The organism is Ensifer sp. Root142, assembly GCF_001426785.1.
Taxonomy (GTDB): domain Bacteria; phylum Pseudomonadota; class Alphaproteobacteria; order Rhizobiales; family Rhizobiaceae; genus Ensifer; species Ensifer canadensis.
The window spans coordinates 1-16,190 of sequence record NZ_LMFK01000006.1 but is presented as its reverse complement, the minus strand read 5'-3'; the positions used below and the strand labels follow the sequence as shown (position 1 = coordinate 16,190).

At 62.2% G+C, this 16,190-nt stretch carries 21 protein-coding genes and 2 pseudogenes; 13 read left to right on the top strand and 10 right to left on the bottom strand.

Annotated features, from left to right (window positions below; translation table 11 throughout):
* Nucleotides 1–4: 4 nt before the first annotated feature.
* Both ASD52_RS09020 and ASD52_RS09015 read left to right on the top strand, forming a co-directional pair.
* Nucleotides 5–673: an HAD family hydrolase gene (locus ASD52_RS09020; RefSeq protein ID WP_025428100.1), complete on the top strand. Its 669-nt coding sequence runs from the start codon at nt 5–7 to the stop codon at nt 671–673.
* 97 nt (nt 674–770) lie between these two features.
* Nucleotides 771–2,354 (top strand): FGGY-family carbohydrate kinase, encoded by a 1,584-nt coding sequence (locus ASD52_RS09015; protein ID WP_057206516.1) that lies wholly within the window; start codon nt 771–773, stop codon nt 2,352–2,354.
* A gap of 319 nt (nt 2,355–2,673) precedes the next feature.
* Here the strand turns inward: ASD52_RS09015 and ASD52_RS09010 are convergent, their stop codons facing one another.
* Nucleotides 2,674–3,468 (bottom strand): response regulator, encoded by a 795-nt coding sequence (locus ASD52_RS09010; protein ID WP_025428098.1) that lies wholly within the window; start codon nt 3,466–3,468, stop codon nt 2,674–2,676.
* Between the two features lie 135 nt (nt 3,469–3,603).
* On the opposite strand from ASD52_RS09010, the gene ASD52_RS09005 reads away from it, so the two are divergent.
* The 3 genes from ASD52_RS09005 to ASD52_RS08995 all read left to right on the top strand — a co-directional run bounded on the left by ASD52_RS09005 (nt 3,604) and on the right by ASD52_RS08995 (nt 6,018).
* Nucleotides 3,604–3,798, top strand: coding sequence for a NepR family anti-sigma factor (locus tag ASD52_RS09005; protein WP_025428097.1), 195 nt, complete (start codon nt 3,604–3,606; stop codon nt 3,796–3,798).
* An 8-nt stretch (nt 3,799–3,806) separates the two neighbouring features.
* Complete coding sequence (locus ASD52_RS09000; protein ID WP_025428096.1) at nt 3,807–4,361, top strand: RNA polymerase sigma factor; 555 nt, start codon at nt 3,807–3,809, stop codon at nt 4,359–4,361.
* A gap of 148 nt (nt 4,362–4,509) precedes the next feature.
* Entirely contained in the window at nt 4,510–6,018 is a 1,509-nt protein-coding gene (locus ASD52_RS08995; RefSeq protein WP_025428095.1) for an HWE histidine kinase domain-containing protein, read from the top strand.
* On the opposite strand, the gene ASD52_RS08990 is transcribed toward ASD52_RS08995, so the two are convergent.
* From ASD52_RS08990 to hemP, 7 genes are all read right to left on the bottom strand, one after another.
* Nucleotides 6,015–6,446, bottom strand: coding sequence for a hypothetical protein (locus tag ASD52_RS08990; RefSeq protein ID WP_025428094.1), 432 nt, complete (start codon nt 6,444–6,446; stop codon nt 6,015–6,017). The genes ASD52_RS08995 and ASD52_RS08990 overlap by 4 nt on opposite strands.
* An 80-nt stretch (nt 6,447–6,526) precedes the next feature.
* Nucleotides 6,527–6,895: a DUF883 family protein gene (locus ASD52_RS08985; protein WP_025428093.1), complete on the bottom strand. Its 369-nt coding sequence runs from the start codon at nt 6,893–6,895 to the stop codon at nt 6,527–6,529.
* A gap of 159 nt (nt 6,896–7,054) precedes the next feature.
* The gene (locus tag ASD52_RS08980; RefSeq protein ID WP_025428092.1) at nt 7,055–7,846 is read right to left on the bottom strand and encodes a heme ABC transporter ATP-binding protein; all 792 of its coding nucleotides are present in this window, start codon (nt 7,844–7,846) and stop codon (nt 7,055–7,057) included.
* Nucleotides 7,847–7,855: 9 nt separating this feature from the next.
* Nucleotides 7,856–8,980 (bottom strand): iron ABC transporter permease, encoded by a 1,125-nt coding sequence (locus ASD52_RS08975; RefSeq protein ID WP_025428091.1) that lies wholly within the window; start codon nt 8,978–8,980, stop codon nt 7,856–7,858.
* Nucleotides 8,967–9,917 carry a hemin ABC transporter substrate-binding protein gene (locus ASD52_RS08970; protein ID WP_025428090.1) on the bottom strand — a complete coding sequence of 317 codons (951 nt, stop codon included), beginning with the start codon at nt 9,915–9,917 and terminating at the stop codon, nt 8,967–8,969. Before ASD52_RS08970 ends, ASD52_RS08975 begins: the two co-directional genes overlap by 14 nt.
* Before the next feature lie 10 nt (nt 9,918–9,927).
* On the bottom strand, nt 9,928–10,989 hold the full coding sequence (locus tag ASD52_RS08965; RefSeq protein ID WP_025428089.1) for a hemin-degrading factor: 1,062 nt from the start codon (nt 10,987–10,989) through the stop codon (nt 9,928–9,930).
* A gap of 10 nt (nt 10,990–10,999) precedes the next feature.
* On the bottom strand, nt 11,000–11,182 hold the full coding sequence (gene hemP, locus ASD52_RS40720) for a hemin uptake protein HemP (RefSeq protein ID WP_025428088.1): 183 nt from the start codon (nt 11,180–11,182) through the stop codon (nt 11,000–11,002).
* 213 nt (nt 11,183–11,395) lie between these two features.
* On the opposite strand from hemP, the gene ASD52_RS08955 reads away from it, so the two are divergent.
* From ASD52_RS08955 to ASD52_RS08935, 5 genes are all read left to right on the top strand, one after another.
* Nucleotides 11,396–11,830 (top strand): hypothetical protein, encoded by a 435-nt coding sequence (locus ASD52_RS08955; protein ID WP_107028056.1) that lies wholly within the window; start codon nt 11,396–11,398, stop codon nt 11,828–11,830.
* Between the two features lie 62 nt (nt 11,831–11,892).
* Nucleotides 11,893–12,807 (top strand): energy transducer TonB, encoded by a 915-nt coding sequence (locus tag ASD52_RS08950; protein WP_025428086.1) that lies wholly within the window; start codon nt 11,893–11,895, stop codon nt 12,805–12,807.
* 215 nt (nt 12,808–13,022) lie between these two features.
* Nucleotides 13,023–13,439, top strand: coding sequence for a DUF2325 domain-containing protein (locus tag ASD52_RS08945; RefSeq protein ID WP_025428085.1), 417 nt, complete (start codon nt 13,023–13,025; stop codon nt 13,437–13,439).
* A gap of 62 nt (nt 13,440–13,501) precedes the next feature.
* Nucleotides 13,502–13,771, top strand: coding sequence for a hypothetical protein (locus ASD52_RS08940; protein ID WP_025428084.1), 270 nt, complete (start codon nt 13,502–13,504; stop codon nt 13,769–13,771).
* A gap of 10 nt (nt 13,772–13,781) precedes the next feature.
* A complete protein-coding gene (locus ASD52_RS08935; RefSeq protein ID WP_025428083.1) occupies nt 13,782–14,096 on the top strand; it encodes an antibiotic biosynthesis monooxygenase in 315 nt (104 codons plus the stop codon).
* A gap of 31 nt (nt 14,097–14,127) precedes the next feature.
* Here the strand turns inward: ASD52_RS08935 and ASD52_RS08930 are convergent, their stop codons facing one another.
* Both ASD52_RS08930 and ASD52_RS08925 read right to left on the bottom strand, forming a co-directional pair.
* A complete protein-coding gene (locus ASD52_RS08930; protein ID WP_025428082.1) occupies nt 14,128–14,496 on the bottom strand; it encodes a DUF423 domain-containing protein in 369 nt (122 codons plus the stop codon).
* Nucleotides 14,497–14,503: 7 nt separating this feature from the next.
* Nucleotides 14,504–14,897, bottom strand: a pseudogene (locus tag ASD52_RS08925) (globin).
* 139 nt (nt 14,898–15,036) lie between these two features.
* On the opposite strand from ASD52_RS08925, the gene ASD52_RS08920 reads away from it, so the two are divergent.
* The 3 genes and pseudogenes from ASD52_RS08920 to ASD52_RS38290 all read left to right on the top strand — a co-directional run.
* The gene (locus ASD52_RS08920) at nt 15,037–15,597 is read left to right on the top strand and encodes a TetR/AcrR family transcriptional regulator (protein ID WP_025428081.1); all 561 of its coding nucleotides are present in this window, start codon (nt 15,037–15,039) and stop codon (nt 15,595–15,597) included.
* 17 nt (nt 15,598–15,614) lie between these two features.
* Complete coding sequence (locus tag ASD52_RS08915) at nt 15,615–15,956, top strand: SMR family transporter (RefSeq protein WP_025428080.1); 342 nt, start codon at nt 15,615–15,617, stop codon at nt 15,954–15,956.
* Nucleotides 15,957–16,075: 119 nt separating this feature from the next.
* Nucleotides 16,076–16,190, top strand: a pseudogene (locus ASD52_RS38290) (trehalose utilization protein ThuA); the annotation flags it as partial.

The window sequence follows — 16,190 nt, the reverse complement described above, 5'->3', positions numbered from 1 at the left end:
TGTTATGGCCGACGGCGCGTCCAGGTTGGTGATCTTCGATTGCGACGGCGTGCTGGTTGACAGCGAGCCGATCTCGCTCGAAGTCCTGGTCGACGTGCTGGCGGCGGCAGGCGTGTCGATGACCACGGAGGAGGCGACCGAACGGTTTCTCGGGCGCAGCCTGAAAAGCATGTCTGCCATACTTCACGACGAATATGGCCTGGCGACAGACGACGCCTTTCTCGAAGAAATGCGCACGCGGCTCTATCAGCGTTTCCGTACGGAGTTGCAGCCGATCGCCGGTATTCGCCGGGCGGTCGAAGACCTTGGCGTCGCCTGTTGCGTCGCCTCGTCCAGCCAGCCGGAACGCATCCGGCTGTCGCTGACCGTCACCGGTCTGATCGATCTTTTCGAGCCGAACATCTTCTCTGCAACGATGGTCAAACATGGCAAACCGGCGCCCGACCTGTTTCTGCTGGCGAGCCGGGAGATGGGCTATGCACCCAAGGATTGTATCGTCGTCGAAGACAGTCCGGCCGGCATCGAAGCCGCGCACGCCGCTGGCATGCGGGCCTTTGCCTTCGCCGGTGGCGGACATGCGCGCAGCGACCGTCATCGACAGACACTCGCCAAGCTCGACCCCGACGTGCTGTTTGACGACATGGGCGAATTGTTACAGTTTGTCCGCCAATAGTGCATAATTCCTCAAGTCGAAATCGATTTGATGGGAAAATTATGCGGCAGTTTCAAGATGTTGCAGCGTGCTGTAACGGGGACGGGGATCTCCATTGATGCGTGAATTCGTCGTTGCGGTCGATGTCGGTACCGGCAGTGCCCGTGCCGGAATTTTCGACCGGAATGGCAGGCTTCTGGCGCGTGCCGACCTGCCGATCGCCATGAACCGGCCGGAAGAAAATCATGCCGAACACGATTCGGAAGATATCTGGAGAGCTGTCTGCGGCTCGGTGAAAGCTGCCAGAGACAAGGCCGGCATCGCGCCGGAGAGCATTGCCGCCATCGGTTTCGATGCAACGTGTTCGCTCGTGGTGCGCGACCGGAGCGGCGCGCCGCTTTCCGTCAACCGAAAGGGCGAGGCGCGCTGGGACACAATCGTCTGGCTCGATCATCGGGCGCTGACGGAGGCCGATTTCTGTACCGCCACCGGACACCCGGTCCTCGATTTCTCCGGCCGCGTCATGTCGCCGGAGATGGAAATGCCGAAGCTGATGTGGCTGAAGCGGAATCTGCCTAGCCAATGGGAGAAGGCAGGCTTTTTCTTCGATCTCGCCGACTATCTCTCCTGGCGGGCGACCGGCAGTGCGGCGCGCTCGCGCTGCACCTTGACGGCGAAATGGAACTATCTCGCCCATGAACAGCGCGGTTGGCAGGCGGACTATCTCGCGCGGATCGGCCTCGAGGATCTGCTTGCGCGGGGCGGATTGCCGGAGGAAACGCAGCCGGTCGGAAGCTCGGTCGGGGGCTTGTCGGTGGAGGCTGCCGCCGAGCTCGGTCTTGATATCGGCTGCCAGGTGGCACCGGGTCTGATCGACGCCTATGCCGGGGCGCTCGGCGTGCTCGGCGGTTTTGCCGGCGAGCCGGAAAAGCTCGAGCGGCAACTGGCGCTGATCGCGGGCACCTCGAGCTGCATCGTTGCCTTCTCCAAGGATATGAAGCCCGGCTTCGGCATGTGGGGACCCTATTTCGAAGCGGTGCTGCCCGGCGCCTGGCTGATCGAAGGCGGCCAGTCGGCGACCGGCGCCCTGCTCGATCACATCGTGCGCATTCATGGCGGCGGCCTGGAGCCAACGACCGAGACCCACGGCCGGATCATCGCGCGCGTCCAGGAACTGCGCGTCCTGCACGGAACGCAGTTTGCCGAACGGCTGCATGTACTGCCGGATTTCCACGGCAACCGCTCACCGCTTGCCGATCCACACGGGCTCGGCGTCATCAGCGGCCTGCCGTTCGATTCGTCGTTCGATGCGCTGTGCCGGCTCTATTGGCGCACCTGCGTGGCGATCGCGCTCGGCATCCGCCATATCCTCGAGATGATGCGTGAGGTCGGCTACGAACTCGACACACTTCACGTCACCGGCGGCCACGTGCGCAATGCGCTTCTGATGGAGCTTTATTGCGACGTCACGGGTTGCCGGGTCGTAGCACCCGATGCGCCTGACGCCGTTCTTCTCGGAACGGCGATGGCGGCAGCCGTTGCCGGTCAGGTTCACGTCGATCTCGCCGTGGCCGGTGCGGCGATGGCGTCCGGCGGGCGCGAGCGGCGGCCGAACGACGCCATGCGTGACATCTACGATCGCGACTACCGCCGCTTCCTTGCGCTCTACCGCCATCGCGACGAACTGGACGCGCTGCAATAAAAAAATGATCGGCAAACGCGCAACTCCGGGAACCTTTGTTTGCGTCACGCATTTTATTTTCAGACCGGACGGTGGCGCGCATCGCCCCCAATGTGGCGCCGGAGGTAATCCGCCGGTTTACAACTCACACTCCCCCGGTGAGTTGAACAATGTCAGCCAGTGCCTTCCCTCGGCACTGGCTGTTTTGTTTCCAGCGCTTGCCATCAACGGGCATGCCAATCAGGACACCAGCGACGAAAGGCAAGGGCGGGCGACAGCAACAAGTGGACAAACAAAAGCCGGCGACCGAGGCCGCCGGCGATAGATGCTGTGTCGATGATCAGGCTGCGGCCTTCGTCGATTCGTTGAAGAACAGCGCCTGGCTGATCAGCGCCTTCACCATGTCAGGATTGAAAGGCTTCGTGACCAGGAAGGTCGGCTCAGGGCGTTCGCCGGTCAGCAGCCTCTCAGGGAAGGCGGTGATGAAGATCACCGGGATGGCGCTGGCCTTCAGGATATCGTTGACCGCATCGATACCGGAGCTGCCGTCGGCGAGCTGGATATCGGCAAGCACCATGCTCGGACGGGTCTTCTTATAGAGCGCGATTGCTTCGTCGCGGGTGCGGGCAATGCCGGTCACTCGGTGGCCAAGGCTCTCGACCATGTTTTCGATATCGATGGCGATCAGAGGCTCGTCCTCGATGATCATGATATCGGTTGCGACCTGTCGCGAGATTTCCTGCGAAGCGCGGTCGAGAAGGGAACCGATCTTGTCGTCGGTGACGGCAAGGATTTCGCTTGCTTCCTCGGGCCGGAAACCTTCGACCGAGACGAGAAGGAAAGCCTGGCGGGCAAGCGGCGAAACGTTTGCCAGATTGACCGAGGCGCGCTGCTCCCAGGCAAAGGGCGAAACCGGCTCGGGAACCAGCACCGACGAGGAGCCGAAGAGCGACGTGTAGAGGCGGAACAGCGCGACCCGGTCATTGCTGGCCTCCGGGAAAATGGAGGTATCGGCAATCAGGGCTTCGAGTACCGCGGCCACATAGGCGTCGCCTGATGTCTGCGACCCGGTCAATGCGCGCGAGTAGCGGCGCAGATAGGGCAGCAGCGGCGCGATCCGTGTGGACAATGTCATGGAGTACTCCCTCGAGAATATAATCTTGCAGTGATGCTCCAAAACGTTTCACGCAAAAAAAAGTTCCGGGAGGGAACATTTCATTTTTCAGACGCGTTAAGGCGGTAATGAACACCACAAGGCGACAGATTGACAATGAAGTATAAAACAGGGGCGGGGCGCACTTCCGGTACGACCTCATGGTCCGAAGACCCAAACACGCAGATCGCGGCCAAGTTAAAGGCGCTCTATCAGTCCGTTCAGGAAGAAGCGATACCTTCGCGCTTTCTCGATCTTCTGGAAAAACTCGACGCAGCCGAGCGGCAGTCGGTTCTGCAGGGAAGGGAGTGAGCGCCAGAATGTCGTCTGAAAAGAATGAGTTCAAGCGAGAGATGCTCGCCGCCCTGCCGAGCCTTCGCGCCTTTGCCATGTCTCTCATAGGTCGTCATGACCGGGCCGACGATCTTGTTCAGGACACGATCATGAAAGCCTGGGCCAAGCAGGACCACTTCCAGATGGGCACGAACATGAAGGCCTGGCTGTTCACGATCCTGCGCAACGAGCTCTACAGCCAGATGCGCAAGCGCGGACGCGAGGTGCAGGACAGCGACGGCCATTTCACCGAATCGCTTGCCCATCATCCGGAACAATATGGTTCGCTCGACCTGCAGGATTTCCGCCGGGCCCTCGAGACGCTGCCCCCGGACCAGCGCGAGGCGATCATCCTCGTCGGCGCGTCGGGTTTTTCCTATGAGGAAGCGGCGACGATCTGCGGCTGCGCCCTGGGCACGATCAAGAGCCGGGTGAACCGCGCCCGCCAGCGCCTTCAGGATATCCTCAAGGTGCAGGGCGAAAACGACTACGGTCCGGACGAAACGTCCGCTCCCATTACCTCACGGGCATTCGTTTCCTGATCCGACAGCTCTTTTTGGCCGCCAGAGCGTTGCAAATCGAGAGCAGCCCTGCTTTCACTGGCGGCCTGAACGTCTCCGCAGAAGAGCGCCGTGTGTCAATGGCAATCGGCGCCGGCTGACGGGTGCGGCAGTTTGGAGTTGAGGCCGGATGCGCGAAAAAAGAGAAGAAAAGACCGCCCCGCCGGAGACATCGCTGCTCGACGCGCCCGAGCGGTTGAGCGTGCTGCATGCGACGGTGCCGGACATGGCGGTACCCGATGCGGATTTCGACGGCATTGCCGAGATCGCTGTCCGCCTCTTCGATGCGCCGATCGCGCTCGTCAGCCTGCTTGACCGCGAGTGGCAATGGTTCAAGGCGGCGGTCGGTACCACGGAGACGCGGGCGTCATCGGAGGATTCGTTCTGCGTGCACGCGGCAGCCGATGCGGGAGGCAACGGCCTAGTTGTACTCGACGCCTCAGTCGATCTGCGTTTTCGCAATCGGCCGCTGGTCGCCGGCGCGCCATTCCTGCGCTTTTACGCCGGCGCGCCGATCGTTCTCGATGGCCAGCCGGTCGGCACGGTCTGCGTGCTCGACGTTGCCGCGCGCAGCGAGGTCGCACCGCATCTGATGGAGCAGCTGCGCCGGCTTGCCGATCTTGCCGCCTCGCTTCTCAAGCTCAAGGACGAGGCGCGACGGCGCGCCATCAAGGAGGCAGCGCTCTCCCGCGAGGAACAGCGCCACGCGATGGCGCTTGAGGCGGCCAATATCGGCAGCTGGCTCTGGAACGTTCGCTCCGGCGTGATCGTCGGCAACAGCGCCTTTATGCGCATGTTCGGCTTGCCGGCCGATCGGTCGTTCGGCGCCAGGGAAGTGTTCGGCGCCATCCATGCCGATGACCGCGGCGCAACCTTCGCCAAGCTTCGCCAGGCGATGAAGGCGGACGAGGAATATGACGGGATGTTCCGGGTCGGAAACACCGGCCGTTGGCTGCTCGGCCGCGGGCGGGTGCACGATCGGGATGCCAAGGGAAATCCGCTGACCTTCATCGGTGTCACCATCGATGTCACCGACCAGCAGGCATCGGTGCAGCGAACGCGGCTGTTGCTCAAGGAACTCAACCACCGGGTCAAGAATACCCTGGCGATGCTGCAGTCGCTCGCCCGCCAGACCCTGCGCCAGACCAGCGACCCGGCCGAATTCATGACCGCCTTTGCCGGACGACTGCAAGCGATCTCCGAGGCGCATGGACTTCTCTCGGACCATGAGTGGGGCACGATCCGGCTTGCGGACCTGATCTCCAAGCAATTGATGCCGCATGTCAGCGTCTATGCGGACCAGATCGAACTGCACAAGGACGAGGTGCTGCTCGGCCCCGACCAGGCCGTCGGCCTGGGGCTCGTGCTGCATGAACTTGCGACCAATGCGGTGAAATACGGCTCCCTTTCGGTGCCGACCGGCAAGGTGGTGCTGACGGCGCGCAACGTCGTCGAAGAAGGCGAAGCGGTATTGCACCTGACCTGGACGGAGGTCGGCGGACCGCCCGTGCGCGAACCGAAACGTCGAGGCTTTGGCTCCATCCTGATAGAGCGCAGCCTCGACAAGGTTCTCGGCAGTTCGGTGAAGGTCGAATATATGGCGGCCGGCGTGACCGCGCTGATCCGCTTGCCGCTTTAGGTTTCCCGTCGCGGCCTGCGCTTCCTGCCGGTGCCGAGCAAGGCGCCGATGGCAAGGGCCGTGCCCACGGCGAGCAGCGGCTGTTTGCGCAGGATGCTTGCTGCGGCCAGCATCGTCAGATTGGTTTGCATCATCGACCGACGGCGGCGCTCTTCGGCGAGCCGCCTATCCCGTCCTTGCAGGGCAATCATCACGATGATCAGGATCAAGGCCGTCAGGATGAGGGCTGCGGCTATCGACGCGGCGGCGACCACAGGCGAATAGGCGGCGCTGAGATAAAGCGCGATGGCGATCAGTGCGAAGATGTAGGCGGTGACAAGCAGCACGGCGACGACGGCGCACAAGGCGGCGTTGCGCTTGAAACGTGATGCGGTGGCGCCGATGTCGGCAGCCAGCAAGGCGGACAGAGCGGCCCCGAGTGGTCCCATGCGCATTTACTCCTGGTAACACGTCAAAACGGGTGGGATGCGTCTGGCGATCCCACCCCGTTCCAAGATCTGCATCGAACCTAGCGCCGCAGCAGTGCGGCGGCGATCAGACCGATGAGGGCTGCCGTGCCAAGCGTTGCGAACGGGTGCTCGCGTACCGCATGGCGAAGCTGCTTTTCCGTGCCGGCATAGCGGTCGCGCAGATCGCCGAGCAGTTCCTCGCCGCTTGCGAGCAAATCCTGAAGGCCGGCTTCCGCGTGCTCGCGGGCATCGTGCGCCTTGCTACGCGCCTGTTTCGAAGCGTCGGCACCGCGATCGGCAAGCAGGGCAACGAGCGCCGCCATGTCGCTACGCAGTTCGCTGAGCTGGTCTTCGATGGAAATGTCAGCGAGCGCGCCGTTGCGCTTGCTCGACCGTGAACTTGAACCTGAGAAGAGGCCTGAAGCCATGATTGGTCTCCCTTTCGCTGCAACGCCGGCCAAGGACGACCGGCGTGATCCGTTGGCACCGACATGGCAAGCGCATTGCCACGACCGGTACTTCGGGGAGAACAACGCACGAGTGCGCAAATTGTTTCGATAAATCTTGAAGTTGGCGCGATTTGCCGGCTAGAGCGTCGCCGTCTGCGGCAACACGAAGGGCACGTCGGCTGCCGGCATGGCGCTGACCTGCATGCGGCAGCCGAACACCACCTCCATCGTCTCGTCGGTCAACACCTCTCGCGGCGCGCCGCCTGCGCGGATCTTCCCGGCCTTCATCATGATCATCCGGTCGGCGAACATCGCCGTCAGGTTGAGATCGTGCATGACGGCGATGACGCCACCGCCGCGCTCGCAGAACCGGCGCGCCAGTTGCATGATGGTCAACTGGTGGCGGATATCGAGGCTCGAGACCGGTTCGTCGAGCAGCAGATAGCGCGGTTCGCCATCGCCGACCGGGTTGGAAATCTGGCAGAGGACGCGCGCCAGCTGCACGCGCTGCTGTTCGCCGCCCGAAAGCTCCTGATAGAAGCGCCCGGCAAAGCCGCCGAGATCGACGGCCTCGAGCGCTTCGGCGGCAATGCGGTCATTGGCCCTGGCATCTGATGTCGCGCCTGCGGTCAGGCCGAGCCGCACCACTTCGCGGACCGTGAAGGGAAACGAGATCACCGTCGATTGTGGAAGCACCCCGCGTTTCAGCGCGAGCTCCCAGGGTTTCAGGCCCTTGAGATTGCGGCCATTGATGCTGACTGATCCGCTTTCCGGCGGCAACTCGCCGGAGATCGCCTTCAACGTCGTTGTCTTGCCGCAGCCGTTCGGCCCGACGATCGCGGTCAGCGCGCCCGGCTCTGCCTCAAGCGAGATGCCGTGGATGACCTGGCGGCCGCCAAGCCGGACGGAGAGGTTGGATACCTTGATCATGGTTTCGGCTCACAGTCCCATGGTCGTGCGACCGCGCAGCAGGATCCAGAGGAAGAACGGCGCGCCTATGAAGGCGGTGACGATACCGATCGGCAACTCTGCAGGCGAGGCAATGGTGCGGGCGATCATGTCGGCCAGGATCAGCAATGTTCCGCCGAGAAGCGCCGATGCCGGCACGAGATAGCGGTGATCCGGGCCGATGACGAGGCGCAGCAGATGCGGTACGACGATGCCGACGAAGCCGATGCCACCGCTGACGGCAACGGACGCACCGGTTGCTGCGGCGACGCTGACGATGGCGATGTTCTTCATGCGCTGCACCGGAATGCCCATGTGGAACGCGGCTGCTTCGCCGAGCGTGATGGCGTTGAGGCCGCGCGCCAGAAAGGGCGTGACCGCGAGCGACAACAGGATGATCGGCGCGGCCGCGGCGATCTTCGTCCAGCTGGCGCCGGCAAGCGAGCCGAGACCCCAGAAAGTGACGTCGCGCAGTTGCTTGTCGTCGGCGATGAAGATCAGCACGCCGGTGAAGGCGCCGGTGAGCGCGCCAAGCGCAATGCCGGCGAGAAGCAGGGTGGCAATCGAGGTTTGGCCGCCGCGGGTGGCGATCCGGTAGAGCAGAAGCGTGGTGACAAGGCCGCCGATGAAGGCTGCGACCGGGAGCGCATAAAAACCGAACAGCGCAAACAGCGGGCCGAACACGGCCGAGCCGAGCACGATCAGCAGAACGGCGCCGAGGCTTGCACCGGAGGAGACGCCGACAAGGCCGGGATCGGCCAGCGGGTTGCGGAATAGCCCCTGCATGACAACGCCGGAGACAGCAAGCGATGCGCCGACGAGCATTCCGAGCACCGCTCGTGGCAACCTGATGTCGAGAATGATGATGCGGTCGCGAACGCTCAGGACCTGATCCGCATCGCTCGCGCCGAGCAGCCAGCGCACGACGTTGGACAGCGAAGCGTCGGCGGCACCGGTCATGATCGAGCCGATGAAGGTGGCTGCCGCGAAGATGACGAGTAGAACAATGACGACGCGGGCCAGCCGCGCACGATTGCCCGACCGCCATTCGGCCCGGATATCGGCGGCGAGGGCGGTCACGCGCCTGCCGAGGTCCAAAGCCTCACTGCGAGGCATTGGCCTTCTTTCCGTAGATTGCGGCGTTGAGTTCGCGAATGGCGCTTGCGGTGCGCGGGCCGAATCCGAGCAGGTGCAGGCCGTCCATGCGGATCAGCGTCTTGGTCTTGGCGGCAGGCGTCAGGCTCAGCGAAGGCAGGGCGAAGAGTTCGTCCGCCTTGGCGCTGTGTTCACCGCCGCGGTCCATCATCAGGATGACGTCGGGCTTGGCTTCAATGATCGCCTCGTCGGTCAGGGCCTTGTAGCCCGGGAATTTTCCGGCGGCGTTGATCGCGCCGGAAAGCTCGATGATGCCGTTGGCAGCCGTGCCGGTGCCCGACGCCATGATCTTGCCGCCCTGGGTGCTGAGCACGAAAAGAACGCGCTTGCGCTCGCCTTCCGGGCGCTTGGCACCACCGGCAACCGCTGCAGCAAGGTCGGCTTCCACCGACTTTGCGAGCGCATCGGCCTTGTCGGGCACATTGAGGAAGGTGCCGACCGAGCGGATCTTTGCCGGAATGCTGTCCTTGTCGAAGGTTTCCGGCACGCTGGTGAAGGCGATGTTGGCATCCTTCAGGATGGCGAGCGCCTCCGGCGGGCCGCTGCCTTCGACGGCGACGATCGCGGTCGGATTGACCGCGATGATGCCTTCCGGGGCGAGCGCGCGCATGTAGCCGACATCAGGCAGCTTGGTTGCAGCTTCCGGATAGGTGCTGGTCGAATCGCGGCCGACCAGCCGGCCTTCCTCGCCGAGTGCGTAGATGATCTCGGTAACCGCACCGCCAACCGAAACGACGCGCGAGACGTCCGGCTGCTCAATGCTCTGTGCCATCGCCGGGCGGATGAACGACGGCGCCCCTGGCGCCACGGCGGGCAACAGGAAGGGAGCCGAAACCGCAAACGCGGCCAGAGCCAGCTCCCAGAGGCGAAGGCGGCGGAAGTCGAGACCGTTGATCATCACGCTGTCCTTAAGCTGCGACGGTGGTGTCAAGGCGTGCGAGGCCCTCGGCGATATCGCGCCACTCGGGACGCTCGGCAAAACCTTCCTTACGCTTGCCGAAGAACTGGATGATCATCTCGCCCTTGGCGTCGAGCGCCTCGATCGAGGTGACGTGACCATCGGCAGTCGGCTTGCGCACGGCCCAAAGCTCGGCGATGTGATCGGTGCGCAGGTGAAGATGGAAGGTCGGGTCCATGACGTTCAGCCACGGACCCATCGGGGCGATCTTGGCGATCGGGCCGGAATGGATCTGGATCACGCCGCGATTGCCGACGAAGCACATGATCGGCAGTTCGATCTCGGCGCTGGCACGCATCATCGTTTCGATGCTCGACGGGTCGAGACGCCAGGCGAAGTCGTCGCCGATATGCTGCAGCGCCTGGCGGCGGCCGATCTTCAGCTTGCGCAGCAGGCCGTGGAATTGATGCGTGTCGGTCATCTTGGACCAGCGGTCGCGCAGCTCGGTGACGTCGACGACGTTCTCCTGCTTGTCATCGGCAGCCGGTGCGCTGGCGTCCGCAACGAAGGTCTGCGACTGGTCGTCGAGACGGAAGTCTTCAACGATCTTGTCGTAGGCGGCGACATTTGACGCCGGGCGCAGGTGCAGCTTGTGCACCGCATTGCCCCATTTGTCGAAGAACTGCAGGCTCTTGCGGGCTTCGCCGCTGTCATCGGTCTTGGTTACGGCAAAGGCATGCGCCCAGGCGCTCGGGAAGACGCGCAGGTCGATCTGCTCGCCAAGCACGATGCTGGCCATCTCGCCGGTTGTGATCTTTTCGTAGACGCCGATCTTTTCGTGAACTGCGCTTTCGTTGCGGGTCAAAGCCATGACCTCACCCAGTTCCTCGGCGCGCAGCAGGAAGCGGTTGGCATCCGCGTCGATGCGCACGGCGGTCAAGCCACATTCGGCCGCCACGAGGGCTGCTTCCGAAACTCCGAGCTGGGCCGCGATGTCGCGCTCGCGCATTTTCGGGTTCTCAGCGCGGTAGGCACGGATTTCGGACGGGGTGGGACGGAGGCTCTCGGTCATTGTTATTTGCCTATTTGTTCAGGATCAGTTTGCCTTGGCGGGTGATCTTCATGCGGTAGATCGCCCCGTCGTGGGAAATGAGGATCTCGCTTTCGCCGCGAAAGAGGTCGCGGCTCTCGACGATCCGCTGGGCCCGCTGCGCGGAGGCTACAGGTTGTGAAAATCGCGCATAATCGGTGTCGTCGGCTGCCACGGTTCGGTCGTCTCTAGATGGCGGGAGGCGGTGTTTTTCCCGCATTTCCTGCCGTGCAATTCGTTTACTATCTTGACTTCATTACTCATATTTCTTTATGGACGCAATACCGGATCGCCACACTCAAGTTAAGATGTCCGCGCTTGTGGATAGATGGCGACGACTTCAACGCTCCCAGGGTTCGGAGCGCCGATCGTGAGTGGTATTAGAATGATGCACCTTTCCCGTATGGTTGTTCCCGTGGCATTCGCGTTTGTTCTTGCGGCAGGCGGTGCAGTCGCCCAGGAGGCGTCGTCCGCTGGCGCGCTCAACATCGAACTCAACGAGGTCACGCCGTCGCAGAAGGGCTGCAAGCTCACCTTCGTCGCCGGCAACGCCTTCGTGCAGAATTTGAGCAAGGTTTCCTTTGAGTTCGTGATCTTCGACCAGAAGGGTCTGGTCGAGCGCATGGCGGTGCTCGACTTCCGCGATCTGCCTGCTGGCAAGACCAAGGTTCGGCAGTTCGATCTTCCCGGCACGAATTGCGAAGCGGTGAAGAGCCTGCTGATCAATGACGCGCCCGCCTGCGTCGGCGATGGTGTAGAGGGCGATGCCTGCATGAAGGGCCTCAAGACCGGTTCGAAGTCGCCGGTCGAACTCAAGGGCTGAGGTTGATTTTTCGCATTGAGTACTGCGTTTGCGTCGCGGCTCGCGGCGAAGGTTAGGCCAAGATGAAGCATACCGTGAAATGGATCGGCGCAATTGCCTTCTCGCTCGTGGCGCATACCAGCGTTGCCATGTACCTTGCCTCCTCTACGCCGGAACAGCCGCAAGACCTGATCGCCGGCGGTGCCGAGGTCGAAGTTGCGATCCTCGGTGATGCCTTCGAAGAAACCTTGCAGTCCGGCGATCCGACGGAAGTCGTCGAGCCGACCGAAGACGTTCCCGACGAAGTCAAGCCCGAGGAGATTACCCCAGTCGAAGACGTCACGTCGACCACGCAGGAGATCACGGCGGAGCAACCGCATGATTTGATCGCCACGGAAGCCGATGTCATCCTGCCTGCCGAGCAGGTTCCCACCCTGCAGGTCGCCGAGGCTGTGGTTACTGCCAGCGTCGCGCCGATCGAGACGGTCGTGCCCGAGGAAAAGCCGGAGATCCAGGAGCCGAAGAAGGAGAAGGTTGAAAAGCCTGAACCCAAGAAGGATCCCGTCAGGAAAAAGAAAGTCACCCGCAAGAAAACGGGCGACAAGGGGGAACAGGCACAGAGCCAGGTCAAGGGTAAGCTGGATGGGGACGTAAACGGCAATTCTGCGGCGGCAACCGGCAAGAACCGCTCTACCGCGGTCGGCAACGCCGATATGTCGAACTACAATGGCAAAGTTCGCGCGAAGATAAACCGGCGATACAAGCTTCCATCCGAAGCGCGCCGACAGGGGCTGTCGGGCACGACGACGGTGAGTTTTACGGTGTTGGCGGACGGCGGTGTTTCCCGCGTTAGCGTTGCCGGGAGTTCAGGCTCACCCGTTCTGGACACGGCTGCTCTTGATGCCGTGCGCCGTGCGGCTCCATTTCCTGCCATTCCAGAGGGGGCCGGAAAAAGTGCAATACCGTTCACTTTGCCTATTCAGGCAAGTGTTCGCTAGGCGACTGCCGCCGGCCACGGTGTGATCCGCGGCAGAAGCCGAAGCCCTTCAAAACTGATGGGAAAAATATGATTATAAAACTCATGTTTATACTTTACTCTGATAATCAAGTTTAATAAGTTGCCGCCGTGACGCAACCGAACGGTGTGTGTCGATCCCGGTGCGATCGGTTGCCATGAGGGCCGTCGACGCAGCAAAGAGGCGGAGAAGATTGCATGCGCGGCAAGCGTCACCATAATGCGGCCAAGAACGGCAAGGGTCGTTCCGGTTCCGAACGGGTCGAGGTCTGCGAAGAGGCCGCCAAGGCGACACTCGAAGGCCGCAGTTTCCTCTATGTCGGCGGACGCGATTGCCAGGTTGCGCATCTGCGCGAGATTGTCAGCTCCTTCGGTGCCGAGCTGCTTCACCACGATGGCGGCCTGCGCGAGGCGGTATCGCGCATCGACCGTGTCCTTCCTTCCGTCGACTGTGTTTTCTGCCCGATCGATTGCATCAGCCACGATGCGTGTCTTCGCGTGAAGACCGGCTGCAAGAAGTGGGGCAAGGCTTTCGTGCCGTTGCGCAACGGCTCGAAGTCGAGCCTTGAGCGGGCGCTGCAGGACCTGACCAACAGCCGCAACGACTTGGCATAGCCAAACATATGACGCGCGATGGAGGTGATTGACCTTCCGCGCGCATGGAGATTTTTTTCGAGATGAATGAAAACCGCCCGGACAAGTGCATGATGATCGGCCTGCACAAATTGGCAGCGCAGAATGGCGACGGGCTGGTGCCCGAACTCTACGAATTGCTGACGCGGCGTTCGCGCATGATCGAGGAAAACCCCAATGTCACCGAGTTCCCGTCTTGGGAAACGCGCCGGCCCGGCCGCGACCCTTTCGGGCTTGCGGAGCCGCAGGAGGGCACTATTCTGGCCTTCCCGAGAGCCGCGAACGACGCTGCTCGCAAGAAAGACAGCGCATAGGAGGCAGGCCATGTTCTTCGCAATGAACCGTTTTCGTATCGCCATTGGCCAGGAAGAGGCTTTCGAAGCCGTCTGGAAGAGCCGCGATTCAAGCCTTGCGGACATGCCGGGTTTTGTCTCGTTTCATCTTCTGAGGGGCGAAAACGTGCCGGACGAGGGCTATACGCTCTTCGTCTCGAACTCGACCTGGAAGGACAAGGATGCCTTTTCCGCCTGGACGAAGTCGGAGAACTTCCGGGCCGCGCACAAGAATGCCGGCGAAAACCGCTCGATGTATCTCGGCCCGCCGAAGTTCGAAGGTTTTTCCGTCGTCGAAGGCGCCTGATCTCAAGAGCTTCAAACTGGCGCGTTGAGCGTCACGGCGCCTTTCGTGGAAGGAAGGCGCCGATTGAAACGGCAAGCCAGCCGGCCATGATCGTCGTGCCGCCGAGCGGTGCCGACATCGGAAACAGGCCCTGTCCGGTCACGTGACGCATGGCAAGGTCAGCGGAAAACAGCGCCGTGCCGAAAGCGATCAGCAAGGCTGCGACCGGAGCCGTGCGGAAGCTCGGCCAGGCCGCATAAAGCGCGACGAGCGCCGGCGCGTGCGCCAGGCACATGGCCGAGATCTCGGCGAGCAGCCTGGGGTCGGTGCCATGCGAGGCGGCTGCAGCACTGACCACCCCGGCAATCCCCATCAATCCCGCGACGAAGAGCGTCGTTGCGCGCAATCCACTGGTCGGCATTGTCAGGTCATTCCTTGTTCTGCATGTGCAAGGCGAGGCGGGTGATCGGATCGAGAATGATCTGCCGCAGTTTTGGGTGAGCCACCGTTTCTTCCAGTGCGCGGGTAAAGCAGAGCAGCCATTCGTCGCGCTCCTCCGGCCCAATCTCGGCAACGAAATGCCGGCGCCGCAGCATCGGATGGCCACGCTTTTCCACATAGATCGGCGGACCGCCAAGCCAACCGGTCAGATATTCGTAGAATTTTTTGCTCGCTGCCGGAAAGGTCAGGTGGATGAACCGCGCGGCAGCGTGCCGCTTCGGGCAGCGTATCCATCAGTTCATAGAAACGACGGGTCAGCGCGCGCACCGTCGGGTCGCCGCCGATCGCTTCGTAGAGTGTCGTCGTTTCCGGTTCTGCCATTGCCGCTTCCTTCGTCCCCGAAGTCCTAGCCCGCCAAGGTCTTGTGGACAACGGCTTTCCAGTCTCGCCTTTGCGGCGTTTCCGCGCGGTTCGACACATCGATCTTGACAAACCGTCCAGACGGTATCTTTATGGAAGCATGACAGAAGCCCATCGCCGCAAGAAGCAGCCCGAGCAGGTCCGCCAGCAATTGCTGGAGGTCGCCGCACGCCTGTCGCACGAGCAGGGGGTGGCGGGCATCACGCTCGATGCGGTGTCGCAAGCGGCCGGCGTCAGCAAGGGCGGGCTGCTGCACCATTTCCCCAACAAGTCGGCGCTGCTCGATGGCTTGTTCGACGATCTCGTCGCGCGTTTCGATGCGGCGATCGAGGCGGCGATGGCTGGCGATCCGGAGGCGCAGGGACGCTTTACCCGCGCCTATGTCGATGTCTGCTCGAAGCTCGATCCCGACACCGACGTTCCGGGCTGGCGAATGCTGACGATCGCGCTGATTGCCGAGCCGAACCTGAAGATCCGCTGGCGCGAATGGGTCAACCGCCGGGCTCAGGAGTTTGCGGAAACCGACTCTTCACCCAACTGCGTGCTCGCCCGTTTTGCCGCCGACGGTCTCTGGCTCGCCGACCTGATGCAGAGCCATGAACTCGATGCCGCGGCGCGTGTTGCCCTGGCTGAAAATCTCAAAGCGCTTTCGACGCGATAGACCGGATGGAGACCCAGATGAACCCCGCTATGCTCTATTCCGTCCTGGTCGTTGCCATCGTCTTCGAGGTGCTTGGCACCTCGGCGATGCAGGCGGCACAGCATTTCACCCGGCTGTTGCCGACCGTGACGATGGTCGTTTGCTACGCTGTCGCCTTCTTCTTTCTGTCCTATACGCTGCGCTACATCCCGGTCGGCATCGCCTATGCGGTCTGGAGCGGTCTCGGCATCGTATTGATTTCGCTCGTCGGATACTTTGCCTTCGGCCAGAAGCTGGATCTTGCCGCCATGCTCGGGCTCGGGCTCATCATCGCCGGCGTCGTGGTCCTCAACGTCTTCTCGAAATCCACGTTCCATTGATGTCTGGCCACTGACGCCTAGAGGGCAAAAAGCTCTTGCAAAGGCGCCGGCGTGTCACTAGCCTTACAAATTGAAACCGCTTTCAATTTTAACAGCTGCGCATAAACGGGAATTTGCCGATGTCAATCAGAACAATCGTATGGGGCGAGAATATCCATGAGCAGACCAATGAGGTGGTCAGGAGCATCTATCCGAACGGGATGCACAACACCATCGCGGCGGCGCTGAACACGG

Coding starts and splice junctions, on each gene's coding strand:
- ASD52_RS08935 (WP_025428083.1), top strand. CDS start 13,782: ATGTTCTTCGCAATGAACCGTTTTCGTATCGCCATTGGCCAGGAAGAG.
- ASD52_RS08985 (WP_025428093.1), bottom strand. CDS start 6,895: ATGGCTTCAGGCCTCTTCTCAGGTTCAAGTTCACGGTCGAGCAAGCGC.
- ASD52_RS08975 (WP_025428091.1), bottom strand. CDS start 8,980: ATGCCTCGCAGTGAGGCTTTGGACCTCGGCAGGCGCGTGACCGCCCTC.
- ASD52_RS08950 (WP_025428086.1), top strand. CDS start 11,893: ATGAAGCATACCGTGAAATGGATCGGCGCAATTGCCTTCTCGCTCGTG.
- ASD52_RS09005 (WP_025428097.1), top strand. CDS start 3,604: ATGAAGTATAAAACAGGGGCGGGGCGCACTTCCGGTACGACCTCATGG.
- ASD52_RS09020 (WP_025428100.1), top strand. CDS start 5: ATGGCCGACGGCGCGTCCAGGTTGGTGATCTTCGATTGCGACGGCGTG.
- ASD52_RS08920 (WP_025428081.1), top strand. CDS start 15,037: ATGACAGAAGCCCATCGCCGCAAGAAGCAGCCCGAGCAGGTCCGCCAG.
- ASD52_RS09000 (WP_025428096.1), top strand. CDS start 3,807: ATGTCGTCTGAAAAGAATGAGTTCAAGCGAGAGATGCTCGCCGCCCTG.
- ASD52_RS08990 (WP_025428094.1), bottom strand. CDS start 6,446: ATGGGACCACTCGGGGCCGCTCTGTCCGCCTTGCTGGCTGCCGACATC.
- ASD52_RS08945 (WP_025428085.1), top strand. CDS start 13,023: ATGCGCGGCAAGCGTCACCATAATGCGGCCAAGAACGGCAAGGGTCGT.
- ASD52_RS08970 (WP_025428090.1), bottom strand. CDS start 9,917: ATGATCAACGGTCTCGACTTCCGCCGCCTTCGCCTCTGGGAGCTGGCT.
- ASD52_RS08965 (WP_025428089.1), bottom strand. CDS start 10,989: ATGACCGAGAGCCTCCGTCCCACCCCGTCCGAAATCCGTGCCTACCGC.
- ASD52_RS08980 (WP_025428092.1), bottom strand. CDS start 7,846: ATGATCAAGGTATCCAACCTCTCCGTCCGGCTTGGCGGCCGCCAGGTC.
- ASD52_RS08940 (WP_025428084.1), top strand. CDS start 13,502: ATGAATGAAAACCGCCCGGACAAGTGCATGATGATCGGCCTGCACAAA.
- ASD52_RS09015 (WP_057206516.1), top strand. CDS start 771: ATGCGTGAATTCGTCGTTGCGGTCGATGTCGGTACCGGCAGTGCCCGT.
- ASD52_RS08955 (WP_107028056.1), top strand. CDS start 11,396: ATGCACCTTTCCCGTATGGTTGTTCCCGTGGCATTCGCGTTTGTTCTT.
- ASD52_RS08915 (WP_025428080.1), top strand. CDS start 15,615: ATGAACCCCGCTATGCTCTATTCCGTCCTGGTCGTTGCCATCGTCTTC.
- ASD52_RS09010 (WP_025428098.1), bottom strand. CDS start 3,468: ATGACATTGTCCACACGGATCGCGCCGCTGCTGCCCTATCTGCGCCGC.
- ASD52_RS08995 (WP_025428095.1), top strand. CDS start 4,510: ATGCGCGAAAAAAGAGAAGAAAAGACCGCCCCGCCGGAGACATCGCTG.
- ASD52_RS08930 (WP_025428082.1), bottom strand. CDS start 14,496: ATGCCGACCAGTGGATTGCGCGCAACGACGCTCTTCGTCGCGGGATTG.